This window comes from Arhodomonas sp. AD133 (genome assembly GCF_051195215.1).
Lineage (GTDB): Bacteria > Pseudomonadota > Gammaproteobacteria > Nitrococcales > Nitrococcaceae > Arhodomonas.
On record NZ_JBNAZM010000004.1, the window covers coordinates 1 to 12,150 of the forward strand.

Here is a 12,150-nt window from a genome sequence, read left to right on the forward strand (position 1 = left end):
CTCCGACCGCTCGGTACTGCAATTCGGTTTCCTTAACAGAGGTCGTAATCCCCTTTGAGCGGGGGCACCTCTCCGACCGCTCGGTACTGCAATTCGGTTTCCTTAACAGAGGTCGTAATCCCCTTTGAGCGGGGGCACCTCTCCGACGCGCTCGGTACTGCAATTCGGTTTCCTTAACAGAGGTCGTAATCCCCTTTGAGCGGGGGCACCTCTCCGACACGATTGAGATCCTCGACGAGGTGGCCGATAGAGTCGTAATCCCCTTTGAGCGGGGGCACCTCTCCGACTAAAGTTCGAGGGTGACTTCGACGCGGTTGATGTGTCGTAATCCCCTTTGAGCGGGGGCACCTCTCCGACACAGTTATTCGGGCGAGCGGGACCCGGCCGCCGCCGTCGTAATCCCCTTTGAGCGGGGGCACCTCTCCGACCTCGCCCAGAAGACGAAAGAAGAGCGGAAGAAGGTCGTAATCCCCTTTGAGCGGGGGCACCTCTCCGACTGCTTGGCCGAAAAAACGTACTTCAGTCATAGCGTTACACATGGTCTTTCCGGCTAGCTGTACCCGTGAAAAGTTGAGAGTGATTCGCATCGGAGGTCGCTACCAGCTCGGAACCGATCAAGTCATTGGCAACCGGCGCCTTACCTTGGAAGTGTATCGTTCCACTCGCTTGCATAGTATAGACGCGGACGTCATCCACCCGTTCGTCGATGCGGACACGCAGCTCCTGAATTAGCCGTTTGCGCAGGTTTTTCGAGAGCCGGCAGTAGAAGACGCTGTACTGCAGGGGAATGCCCCACTGGCGCATGCAGTCATGGACGGCCCGCAGGCGTTTGTCGTCCCGTATGTCGTAACAGACGATGTAGTCGGCGTAGCGTTGCTTGGCCAACGTCAGTCCTCGAAGTGCGGCGCCCGAAGACGATGCCAGCTAGTATGGTATTCGCTCGCCAACGCACGCAGGTGTCGCTGTAGTTGCTCAGGGAGTGCGTTCGCCGCGTGCAGCTCGAAGAACCGCGTCTGTTCGCCGTCGGTGAGAGGCTGGAGTTGTTGTCGCCGCCAGCGCACGTAGGCCCAGCTACTGGTGAGCCCGAGGCATTCGCGGAGAACAGTGACGATATCACCGCCTCGTGCAGCCAGTGCGCGCACAATCGGGTGCAGCCCTTGGTCATTGATCTCGGCCTGGAGCCAGGCATGCAGCTTCGAATCCAGCCTACCCAGCTCGTGGTGGACCGCCACTTCGGGAGCAAAGTAGTTGAGGTACAGGGCGAACTTGTGGCGAGCGCTGACGAAATCCCCGCGAAGCCCCCGGCGAAACACCAGACTCCATGCGTGGCGAAGCTGGGCGTCGCGCCACCAATGAAATGGCCCTAAACCGCCGTGCGCTTCGATCACCTGGGCGAGATCAGTGGCGCTATCGCTGCCGGCCGGGTCGACGTTGCGCAGCACGGCCGCCAACTTGCCGGAACCGGTCTCGAAGTGCACCGTACCGCCATGGCCGACGATTTCCAGGCAGGCTTCCAACAAACCCCCGGGGATTCCGTGAATGACCGCCCGTCCCACTCGAGTCACGGGGACCGACACGGGCGCCCTTTGGTCCGTCGTGATGCGAAGGGCATTACCGTCCAGCGCCATGTCGCTTGAACGGACGTCAACGTAAAGCGTCTTGGCCTGCTGACGGCGCACTCGATCACTCCCGCGGATGGTCGCTGATGTCGGACAACGCACTGCATTCACGTGCGAACCGTTGGGCTGTACGAAACAGCCAGCGTCGGTGGACGACAGCGGCATGCTCATACGCCCGAAAGAACACGCCCCGCCCGGATTTGCCAAGCATGACGGCGCGTTGCGCGCGCACGAAGTCGTGCCCTTCCAGGGTTCGCTCCGCGAACAGCCGCCAGACGAGGCGCTCTGCGCGGCACCTGGCAATCTCGGTCAGATCACATGCCAGGGATTCGCGACCATACGAGGGCTCGTGGAGAACCCCCATCATGGGCTCGAGGCCGCTGGCGGCAATGGCCCTGAGCGCATCACCATGAACCAACGTGTAGGCCAGCGAGAGCGCGGCGTTCACCGGGTCCCGGGGAGGGCGTCGATTGCGCTGCGTAAAGCCGAGTTCAGCCGGGAATAGTGTCTGATATCCGCGAAAGAAGGCGGCCGTCGCCGCGCCCTCATGGCCTCGTAGGCGTTCGACCGAAAGGCCCTGCACGCGCGTTGCAACCATGGCCTGCCGAAGCTCGTGTATGGCCGAGAAGAGCGGCCGCCGACGATCCTGACGGTACTGTAAGGCGGCACTGAGTAGCCGGCGCTGTCCCGCCATGCGCAGCCACACGATGCGCTGGGCCCACAGCGCCTTGAGCTTCCCTTCTGTCACGAGACGATACTGTCCAAGGCGCCGGGCGACGTCGCCGTGTCCGAGCCCATGGAGAAAGGTGCTGCGACGATGGCCCCGACCCGGCATGATCGTCACGCTCGTCCCCTGCTCCGCAAGGTGTGTCAGTAGGTTGGCCGACACACTGGCGCCGCCAATGATGATCACGCGTTCCAGCATGGATACCGGAACGGACCGCGGTGGGGCCTCAGGCTCGCGAACCACCAGCGCGCCTCGATCGAAGTCCAGCCGGGTGCCGCGACGGTCGAGATACAGTGTGCCCACGGTTAGCTCACCCGAAGTAGAAGTAGTCGGGGTCCACGGGTTTGACCGCGACGCCGAGTGTCGCGATCGGCTTGCGGGGTTCGAGCGGAATAGCCATGAAGCTGTCCTCATGGAGGTTGAGCACGAAGTCCATCGCTCGGTGCAAGGCCTGGTGCTCATCGTGCGTGAGCCAGCACTCGTAAGCCGACTTCTGGCCACCGCTGGCGTAACCTTTGATGACCGTCAGCGCCGCTCGCAGACGCCCTGGATCGCGGACATCGTAGGCGGCCAAATAGAGCTTCCTCGGCATGAGCGTCTCCGTGCGCGAACCGTGCAGACACCCTAGCGGCTCGGAGAAGCGGTGGCGTGGATGGGAAGTTTGCCGTGGCGCTCTAGTCGCGGGGCTTCGTCGCCTGGTAGCGCTGGAGGCACGCGCCTAGTTGCTCGAGCTCATCGGCCGATAGCTCGCGACCTCGACGTTCATGGGGTAAGGGGACGGTAAGGTGGTAGTAGGCAATCCCGCGTCGCCCGAGTTCGGCAACAAGGGAGATCGGCAAATTGCCAATGACGACGTCACCGGGCGCAACGCGACGCCACTGCAAGTGGGCAAGATGGTGGGCGTCACGATAGCCGCGTCGACGCAGCCACTCGATGGCCCCGGGGTGCCGCGAGACGATCCACGTTGTCATCGATCAAAGTGATCTATTCGGTATCGCCCGAGACCCATGACCGCACCTTTGCCAACATGCGCCCACTGGCCGGCCCAGAGCCATGGCCACAGGGGCTCGAGATCGCCCTCGATGGTGAAGCATCCGATCAAACCACCCATAGGGACGCGACGCTGCTGACGAGCCGAACGGCGTTCGGCGTGCACCCAAGACAGACGGACATCAGTCAGGTGGACGCGCTCACTCGCATGGTGGATGAGCGCTCGGTAGTTTGCCTGCATGGGAGCAGCGGCAGTGGCATCGTGCAGACTCGAGATGCGGCGTAGCAGGCTGCTGACGAACACCGCGACGGTGAAACGGGAGGCGTCTACTTCACGTTTGTCCTGTCGCAGTCGAAGTGGGTGTTCGAGCACGATTCGCGCCGTGCCGGGAGCCGGCGGCGCATCGATGGGGTAGCCCGTCGAGCCGGCGGCTGTCGTTGCAGCCGGTTGTGTGTCCTCCGTTGGCGGGCAGACCGCGACGTCGATGATGCGCATGCAGGTACCGTGGAGTTCAAGCCGCGAGAAGGCGGTCTCGGCGGCCTTGAAGTGGGGCAGCGCCGACTCGGTCAAAATGAGATCGAGCGGTAGACGATGGCCTGCGCCATACTCACCACCGCGGTGACGCGGTGAGATGACGTAGGGACGCGGAAGGTCCTGGAACTGCTGGAGCAGCCCCAGGGATCGGCTTGTCGGGGCTGGTTCGAACACCGCGCCGTAAGCGCAGCGCTGGCGCACCGCGCAGCCGTCGCAACTAGCGGCACCGGTAATGCACGCATCACGGCGAAGACGAGCGCCAAAAGCGCTGCGCCACAGAGCGCCTGGATAGTCGGGCAAGCGAAGCGTCGACTCCGCCTCAAAGGTCAGCTTCAACGGCAGCACGCGAATCATGGCCGGCTCATGTCACGACTGTCGGCCCCAAAAGCCGTTCCCACCGCGGCCTGCGTCGGTCCTTTGGAGCAGTCCAGCACTATGACGTTTGGCTCGTGGCTGTTCCACGACAGGGGGGTGTAGGTGATGCGCCGGTCCTCGCTGTCTGTCTGCATGACATCGACGTCCAACATTGTCGCCTCATGGCGGATCGAGTAATCGACCTTGCCGTGGACAGGTAGGCCGTCCATGCGGCGCCCCCTTGGCGGTCGCGATTCAGTGGTGCCCGTCGCCTCGGGCATAGGCGTTCAATCGCTGCTCGTGGCGGTCGAGCTCTTCCAGGAGCTTCTCCCGCTTTTTCTTGTTCTTGAGCCCTTTCACCTTCGATCGACGTTGATCGAGGCAGCGCAGAACGACGTCGGCGAATTCAGGCACCGTGTGCGCAGGCACCTCGCCGGCATCCAGCCGCTCCAGGAGGTAGCGGTATTCCGCCTGACCCGGATCCGACTTGTGCTCCAGGAAGTCGGCGGCAAGACGCTCCCCCGGTGCCATCGCGGCACGCGCGGCTTGCTTTTTGCGCTCGTCCTCGGCTTTCTGTCTGCGGCGGATTTGCTCCTCCCGGGCCTGCTCGTCAATCGCCATTTCGCCGTAGCCAACGGCGGTCTTGGCACCGAAGCCGAGCCAGGAGAACGCGTGCGCCATGAGCGCCTGAGTGACCGTCTGCCAGTGGTCGTCGGTGAGCAGGTGGGGGGCGGTGTCGCGGAGCAGCGCTCGGTTGCACTGCACCACGAAACGAAACTGGCTGCCAACGGGTATTGTGAGAAACGAGATCGGCAGCGGCGGCGTATTCTCATGCGGCGGCGTGCCGCCGTCAGGGTCACGGTAGTAGGCCCCGTGGTGGGGTGTCATCACCTCCCATTGAAGGTTGGCGCCATCGGGGATCACTGGAATGACGTCCCAGAACGCCAGCGCACCGCGGCGTCGGTCCAGCTCGGCGGATGGGTCTTCTGCCTTGCCGGCACTGCCGAATAACGCGTCTATGTCGGCGCGGTGCCAGTCTTTGTCGGTCAGCTCGAAGTTGCTGCCCTCATCGAGTTCCCGTGCGGCCTGCCGCAGCACCCCCTTGACCGAGCTGCCAGGAAGGTAGGGCAGACCGTACGGTGTGAGAAACGTAAAGCCGTTCTCCAGGGGGTGCTCAAGGCCGAGACCCGTGGTGAAGGGGGAGTGGCTGCGCGCCGGGATGGACAGGATATCGGTCCAAGTCGACATTTCAGCCTCTTCGGCGAGGCAACGCTGACGATTGGCGAGCGCCTTCATGCGGGCGCGATCGTCATGCGTGAGCTGCACCAACTCATCGCTGGCAGCACCCTGGAGCTTGTTCCACTCCCTGTCCCAGAGCCGGAGGTACATGAAAAAGCGATGGCCCGGCGCGGCGTCACGGAAATCGTTGCCCAGATAGGCGGGAACGGCCGCGCGGGCAGTGTTAATCGGGCCAGCCATCAGACTACGACTCCTGTGTCTGCCGCGTGGGCGCGATCTGGCGAACCCAGCGCAGCCAGGCCATCGCCTCGCCCGTCAGCGCCTGAAACTCGCGGGGCTCGGCGTTCATGAGCGCTTCCATGAATGCGGCATACCCGGGATCGCTGGAACGCGACGGGTTCGCCGCGAAGCGATCGGGGAACTGTCCGACAAGCCACAGTCGCAGTCGCCGGGCCAGGTCCTTGTGGTGCGCTTCACCCTTGCTCTCGAGGAAGGCAAGCGTCTGCATGAGGCCACTGTTCATGATTAGGGCCGGAACCCCCTTGGCGAGGGCAACAAAGGACTTGTCGCAGTCCTCACAGACCGACCAGGCGTCGGCTGCGCGGCGCTGCTCCAGGCTCATTGTCATCACTCACCCTCCACGAGTTGGGTCATCACCAGGCCGCGACCGGTGGTGGCATTGCCGCCGATCTGGAGCAGCCGATGACCGTTGAGGGCGGTGCGCACCTGCCCCATCACGGCGTCGCCGTTCATGGTGGCCTCGCCGGTGCGCTCGCCCGAGGCCAGTAGCGGCGCGACCAGAATCGCCTCCGGCGGGAGATTCTCGGCGTAAAACAGACCGCCGTCGTCGGCGGTGCCCGTCTCCGGGTTGATGCGCACGTGTGGCTCGACGAGCGTTGCGTTGTGGGTGAAGTAGTTGAAGTCCGTATCCGAGAGCACAACGAGATCACGGGCCAGTTTATCCCGGAAATAGGCGAAGCCTTCGCTGTCACGCAACGCGTTGGTGGACAGCCAGTTGGCGACTTGCTCGGCGGCGGGATCCGCCTTTGCCTGATACTCGAAAACCTCCAGATGGAGCTTGTCCCCAGTGTCCGTCAGCGCTTCCATACCGTCCGCGGTAGTCAGGCAGTAACCCTCGTCGACGGCCGCCTGGGGCCATCCAGCCTGAATGCCGGCCATCATCAGCAGTCTGCTGAGCCGAGAGAGCGCCATGGGGCAGGTGGCGTACACGTAGCCTTGGCGGCGAGATCGCACGGGGAATGCCACAAGCTGTGCATCCCCAAAGCTTACGGCGCCGGCGTGGAGCTCCGATCGCTGTGGTGTCGGGCCGAAGAGCTGAGTCTCCTTTGCGGGATCCCCGCCCAGGGCAGCGAACCCGTGGCGTACCGCCCCCTTGATGCCGGACCCCGCGAAGCTCGGGTGGCCGGTATGCGCTTCACGTTGAATGGGGTTGTCGATCACACCGGTGGCGGATCCGGCACCCATGTGCACGGGGCTGACGCAGTAGAGAAAGAGGGCGGCTGTCTTCTCGAACATGGTGTCGTCCTTCACGCGTTGGCGATGGCGAAGCGGTTGAACCCCTCGGCTCGGCGCATCGCGTCGTCATTATCGGGGCTCAGCCCCCATAGGCCGGTCTTGGCAAGTTTTCGAAGGGCTTCCACGTCGCCCTCAAAGCCCTCGAACCAGTAAACCGAGCCCGTGGGGGCAACGCGCTCGGCGGTCTTCGGCTGACGCTTTGCGAGGTCCCAACCGCTGACGATGCCGCCGCGGGGCACGGCGGCGCAGACAAGCCGGGCGTGTCCGCCGTCGAAGTGCCAGACGTTGTCGTCGTTGAGGCCAGGCAGGCGCCACCCCTCCGGAAAGATGCCGGGGCTTGTGAGAACGATCCGAAAACGCCCAGCGGTGCGAATCGCATCAAAGTCGGGTGCTTGTAGCCCGGGTTCGTCCGCTTGGCTCAAGGAGGCAGCGCGCCCATCACCGCCTAGGCGCAACACACCGCTGTGAGGCAGAGCGCCCTCCGACACCCCGCCAACGCCGACGAGAAACCCCACGCTACGCGTGCTCCCCCCTAGGCGGATGGCATCGCTCGTGTAGAGCTGTCCCTCGATCGTGCTGCGGCGCTCGCGATCCAGGGCGATGCCAAGGCGATGCTCCAGCTGCCAGAGTGCGCTTGAAGGGACACACTGCTCGACAGCCGGAAGGCGTCCGAGCAGGTGCTGTTGCCATCCTTCAGCGGTTAGCCAGTAGCCGCTAAGTGGCTTGGCCCGGGTATCGCTGCGAAGCAGCGGCGTCTGCGGCAGGGGCGCGCTGCTTGCAATACCCGCGGGTAGCACGGTCGGCTCGAGGGGCTGGAGCTCGATACGGGCCCCATCGCCTCGACCGTTGAAGACCTGCAGATCGGCGGGCAACGGGAAGAGCGGGTCGATGCGCTCACCACGTCGCTGCGCCAGCGTGAGCGTCTCCAGCGTGAAGGCGCCCGGGGCATCCGGGGTGCCCAAAGCCGTGGGTACGTCGCCATCCGCCGTTGCACGGCCTTGAGCGTAAGCCGCCGGGTCAATGCCGGCGCTTGTCAGCATCAGGCTGCGCAGCGCGCCCGCGAATACGGAGGGCCAGGGGGGCATCTGAGCGCTGCCTGCGGCACCACCGTCGCCGAAGAGCGGGTTGCCCCGAAAGTGCAGAACGTCGAAGGGTTCGATGAACCGGTATTCGGTCATGTCGGCCTCCGTGACTCGCGTGCGAAGAATTCGGCGACGCCGACGAGGTTGCTGAGGCGTTCGCGAATGGGCGTGGCGTGGGTGAGCGGTTCACCGCTCGCCGAGTACTGCGCGAGTGCGGCCAGGCGTCGGGAGTGAATGGGCGCATCCGCCTTTTCCAGGCCCTGGCGCTGGAACTGGTAGTGCAACACCGACGCCAGGTACGCCTGCATGCCATCGGTCGGTGGCAGTGAGGCCGGTTCGGGCAGGTCAGTGAGCCAATCATTGACGTGGTACGCGGCGCGCCGTGAGGCTTCGGGCTTCGACCACAGGGCATGGGCGAACTCGCGAAGCGTGGTCATCTCGTCGGTGCCGCTCTCCACCATCGTCGACCACCGGCCGGTATAGCGCAGCGCGCCACCGGAGCGCTTCAGAACGGAGACCGAGAAGGCGTTACGGTCGCCATCGCGCTTGGCACGCTGTTCCGCAGCCTTGAGCTCCTGCAGGACGGCCAGCAGGGGTGCTTGGTGGTGCGCCACCACCGCCCCCATAGAGGCGGTGGCCCCGCTTCCCATGCACAGGTGAATGCGGCCCTTGCGGCGCACGAAGCCGGCGCCGAGCCAATCTGCGCCATCGTCCTGGAGGGACTCCGGGGCGTGGCCGGAATACGCCATCCGCAGCTCCCGCATCGCGGAGAGAACATCGGCGGTCGGCAGCATCGCCATGAGGTCGTCGCCGCCGGCGTAGAGAATGCGACCGGCATGCCGCTCCTCGACAATCCACCGAGCGATGACGGTGGCGAAGTCGTTGAGCGCGCTCGAGATGGCGATGTGCCGGCCCGGGGAGACGGCGCGCGGTGACGAGAGATAATCCTGCAGGGCCTGGTTGCCAGCGAACCGGTCGGCGAGCTGCTTGCGGATATCCGGGTGGAACGCGCGCCCGTAGGGTATCGCGAACGCCGGGTCACCCGAGAGCCACTTGCCCATGCTGTCACCGTCCATGAGTACCAGGGCGTAGTACGCTTCCGGGTTCTTGCCCAGCACAGCCTCCGCGGTTCGGCGCGTACGCTCCGCGTCGTCGTCTTCGTCGCGTTGGCGATCCAGCCACGTCGGGAGGCGGTGGAGGATGTCCCTATCTGGGCGGTCGCGCAATTGAGCGGCGAGACTGTGGGGGAGGGCCGCGGGCGCTTCTGCCGCGATGTCGTGCTTCACCGCGTCAGAAAGCGCATCCGTGTTCACCGAGCCATTCAGCAACGAGGTGCTCAGCGCCATGGTGTGCGTGGAGACGACGAATCGCTGCGGCGCACGCTCGGTGCCGAGCACGTCACGGATATCCTGGCAGAAGAGCGTCGGCCACAGGCGTTTGATCGCGGCGAGCGCGCCTAGGTGCTCTCCCTTGCGCGCCAGGGCGGGACGCTCACGGCCTACGCGGGTCCAGAGGGTGTTGGCTTGCTCGCGCTGCCCGGGCGGCAGGACGAGATGGTCGCGGTCATGAGTGAGCCATTCCGTCTCGCCCGTGAGCGAACACCGGTAGCCATGCTGTGACAGGCTGTCGAAGGGCCGCACCGCCTTGGTGGCGCCCATGATGCGCTCGCCGAGCTCATAGGCCGCCGGGAACAGCACCCCGGGGTTGGGGCGATAGAACACGGCGGCTTCGCCGTGCTCAGGATCCGAGAGGTCCACCGGGCGTTGCAGGACGCGCCAGGCCGCGCTGCCGAGGAACCCCGGCGTCCCCGACGCGCTGCCCTGGATCGTGAGCAAGGCTTCGTGAAGGGCATCACTGTCGACGGCGCCATCGTCCGAGCTGTCCGCCGTGAGCGCGTCATAGTCCACCGCGCTCCAATACACCTCCGGGAAACCCGCCAGCTGTTCGTCGAGCTGAGCGAACGCCGGCACGTCCTCGCCTCCCGGCAGCGCCGCGATGCTGAGCAGCTCGGTGACCACACGGCGGCCGGTTTGGTGCATCCAGGTGCGAACGTGAGATTGGATGGCCTCGGCAATCGCCTTGGCCTGATCCTCCGGCACGATGGCGAGGAACCGGTTGGGCAATGATGCGCTGAATAGCGGATTGGCATCCGTGGCGACGCGTCGCTTCCAGTCCTCGTAGTCGAAGAGAGACGGCGCAAGACCCGATTCGATCAGCCAAAGGTCGACCTGCGGTACACCGCGGAGGTTGGGAAAGAGGATCGCGTCAGGACCGAGGCGGTCGCAGACAACGCGCATGGCTTCCCAGGACAGGCGGGCCAACAGATGCGAGCCGGCCCAGAGGTCCGAGGTGGACCGGGCGGTGGCGATGAACTCCTGGACGGGACCCAGGGCAACATGGAGCAGGGCACACCGGCCGTTGCCGTCCGCCTGGAACGCGCCGGCGAACGCCGAGGCGAGATCCACGTGATCCCAGATGGTGTGATCCGGGATGCGCGTATCGGCGGGCAAGCGCCGCCAGAGTTCGCCGAGTGCCGTGGTATCGTCGCTCAGGCGGTGCTCGGGTCCAAAGCGCCAGTAGGCCAGCAACGTACGCTGCCAGTCGATGTCACCCGACTCGCTTGTCTGCGTCAGTGACCGGAAGTGACGGAGGCTTTGCGCTTTGATCTCGGCAATATCGGTATCCGCGAGGCCGCCACTGTCGTGGAGATTGAGCTCCTCGCCTGTCAGCGGATGCTTGATAACCGGCTTGTCCGCGAATTGAACCTGCGCCCACCGCGGGAAGCGCCCGTCGCGCTTGGCTCTAGGGAACTGCGGTCGGTCGGCTGCGGATGCCCACCAGTCGGCCTTTTTCACCCAGTGTTTGGCGTCCAGGGGGAGGGCATTACCGAAGAGATCCGCCAACAGGCTGCGGGTACTGCCGCCTTCATGGCCGGCAGGGTCCCGGAGCAGAACCAGCGCCTTCTCCGCGGGATCGTGCAAACGGGCGTAGAGCTTGGTCTGAGCCAGCGTGTCGTCCATGGCGTTCCTCTCCCGCGTCATCGTGACACCCGCTCGAGTTCGTCGTCGAGGCGCTCATGAGCGTCCTGCCACAGGGCCGGGAATTGCTGCTTCACCGTGGAATCCAACCGGTTCCACAATTCATCGGCAGGCCGGTGCGGTAGATGCACGACCTGGGCACGCAACTGCCCATCGTCGTCGATGACGATCTTGAAACGCAGGCTGTTCGGCACGCGGTCGGTGTTCGTCCAACCCTGCTGAGTTTTATTGGTGACCGGATAAGACATCAGGGGGCGCAGCGGCCCCGCCTTGGTGCACAACGTCTTGCGAATCTCACCGAGCTTATGGATCAAGGGCTCCCACCCAGCGCTCGGGGCCGAGCGCCACAGCAGCAGACCGTGCTCGTCGCGACCGATGTACTGTGGCCACTGACTCGCATCGATGGCCGTGCGCCAGTCATGGGCATACCGCGACAAGTCAATCGTCGGTGAGGACTCGAGCACGTAGGATCCCCAACCATTGCGGCTTCGACCGCCAACGCAGCCCAGGACGCTCATCAAGCCCAGGGCTTCGTCCAATGCGTCCGCACCGGCATTGCCCGTGGGCCAGGCAAGGGCGAGCGTGGCCGATTCCCCGGCATCGATGGCAGGGGCGTTGCGCAGGCCCGGCCCGACGCGGGGCCGGTTCTCGATCGGCCCGTATCCCAGGTACAGATCGGCGGGGACCGCCGTCTTCCCGCTTGTTACCATCAGCGACTTGGACCCGCCCTTCGGCGACCACTCCACGAGGGTGCCGGCGTGCCAGGCACGGGCGCCACGGAGGCGCAGGCGGACCCTGCTTTTGCGCCCTTGGTGCCCCGCCGCGTCACCGAAGAGCTGGCCCTCGGTGCGACGCAGTGCTTGCAGCGTTGTGTCAGGGCGCGCGGCCATGGCCATGCGCCACCACCGGCGTAGCTCGGCCTTGAAAGGCGGGGTTCGCCACACACCGCGCTGGTGGGCATCCCCGAGGAAGGCCGGCGAGAGAAACGATATCGTGTACTGTCTTTGTTCCATGCTCATGGTGTCAGCTC

Annotated in this window: 13 protein-coding genes and 1 CRISPR repeat array; all 13 genes read right to left on the reverse strand. The window is 64.9% G+C overall.

Annotation, left to right across the window (positions count from 1 at the left end; genetic code table 11):
• Positions 1-41: 41 nt before the first annotated feature.
• A CRISPR array of direct repeats spans positions 42-497; the repeat unit is 36 nt; unit sequence GTCGTAATCCCCTTTGAGCGGGGGCACCTCTCCGAC.
• Between the two features lie 34 nt (positions 498-531).
• A complete protein-coding gene (gene cas2 / locus ACPEES_RS03570; RefSeq protein ID WP_435101145.1) occupies positions 532-885 on the reverse strand; it encodes a CRISPR-associated endonuclease Cas2 in 354 nt (117 codons plus the stop codon).
• Between the two features lie 2 nt (positions 886-887).
• Positions 888-1,679, reverse strand: coding sequence for a hypothetical protein (locus ACPEES_RS03575; protein WP_435101146.1), 792 nt, complete (start codon positions 1,677-1,679; stop codon positions 888-890).
• Between the two features lie 4 nt (positions 1,680-1,683).
• A complete protein-coding gene (gene cas1 / locus ACPEES_RS03580; RefSeq protein ID WP_435101147.1) occupies positions 1,684-2,649 on the reverse strand; it encodes a CRISPR-associated endonuclease Cas1 in 966 nt (321 codons plus the stop codon).
• Between the two features lie 7 nt (positions 2,650-2,656).
• On the reverse strand, positions 2,657-2,938 hold the full coding sequence (locus ACPEES_RS03585) for a CRISPR-associated endonuclease Cas2 (protein ID WP_435101148.1): 282 nt from the start codon (positions 2,936-2,938) through the stop codon (positions 2,657-2,659).
• A gap of 82 nt (positions 2,939-3,020) precedes the next feature.
• On the reverse strand, positions 3,021-3,317 hold the full coding sequence (gene csx16 / locus ACPEES_RS03590; RefSeq protein ID WP_435101149.1) for a CRISPR-associated protein Csx16: 297 nt from the start codon (positions 3,315-3,317) through the stop codon (positions 3,021-3,023).
• Positions 3,314-4,225: a CRISPR system precrRNA processing endoribonuclease RAMP protein Cas6 gene (gene cas6 / locus ACPEES_RS03595; RefSeq protein WP_435101150.1), complete on the reverse strand. Its 912-nt coding sequence runs from the start codon at positions 4,223-4,225 to the stop codon at positions 3,314-3,316. Before cas6 ends, csx16 begins: the two co-directional genes overlap by 4 nt.
• The gene (locus ACPEES_RS03600) at positions 4,222-4,455 is read right to left on the reverse strand and encodes a hypothetical protein (RefSeq protein ID WP_435101151.1); all 234 of its coding nucleotides are present in this window, start codon (positions 4,453-4,455) and stop codon (positions 4,222-4,224) included. The genes cas6 and ACPEES_RS03600 overlap by 4 nt, the downstream gene beginning before the upstream one ends.
• Positions 4,456-4,480: 25 nt before the next feature.
• Positions 4,481-5,704, reverse strand: coding sequence for a type III-B CRISPR module RAMP protein Cmr6 (gene cmr6 / locus ACPEES_RS03605; RefSeq protein WP_435101152.1), 1,224 nt, complete (start codon positions 5,702-5,704; stop codon positions 4,481-4,483).
• A 4-nt stretch (positions 5,705-5,708) separates the two neighbouring features.
• The gene (gene cmr5 / locus ACPEES_RS03610; RefSeq protein ID WP_435101153.1) at positions 5,709-6,092 is read right to left on the reverse strand and encodes a type III-B CRISPR module-associated protein Cmr5; all 384 of its coding nucleotides are present in this window, start codon (positions 6,090-6,092) and stop codon (positions 5,709-5,711) included.
• The gene (cmr4, locus tag ACPEES_RS03615; RefSeq protein WP_435101154.1) at positions 6,092-7,000 is read right to left on the reverse strand and encodes a type III-B CRISPR module RAMP protein Cmr4; all 909 of its coding nucleotides are present in this window, start codon (positions 6,998-7,000) and stop codon (positions 6,092-6,094) included. The genes cmr5 and cmr4 overlap by 1 nt, the downstream gene beginning before the upstream one ends.
• 11 nt (positions 7,001-7,011) lie before the next feature.
• Positions 7,012-8,178, reverse strand: coding sequence for a type III-B CRISPR module-associated Cmr3 family protein (locus ACPEES_RS03620; protein ID WP_435101156.1), 1,167 nt, complete (start codon positions 8,176-8,178; stop codon positions 7,012-7,014).
• Positions 8,175-11,102 carry a type III-B CRISPR-associated protein Cas10/Cmr2 gene (gene cas10 / locus ACPEES_RS03625; protein ID WP_435101157.1) on the reverse strand — a complete coding sequence of 976 codons (2,928 nt, stop codon included), beginning with the start codon at positions 11,100-11,102 and terminating at the stop codon, positions 8,175-8,177. Before cas10 ends, ACPEES_RS03620 begins: the two co-directional genes overlap by 4 nt.
• Before the next feature lie 17 nt (positions 11,103-11,119).
• Positions 11,120-12,139, reverse strand: a complete 1,020-nt coding sequence (locus tag ACPEES_RS03630; RefSeq protein ID WP_435101158.1) for an RAMP superfamily CRISPR-associated protein — start codon at positions 12,137-12,139, stop codon at positions 11,120-11,122.
• Positions 12,140-12,150 lie beyond the last annotated feature (11 nt).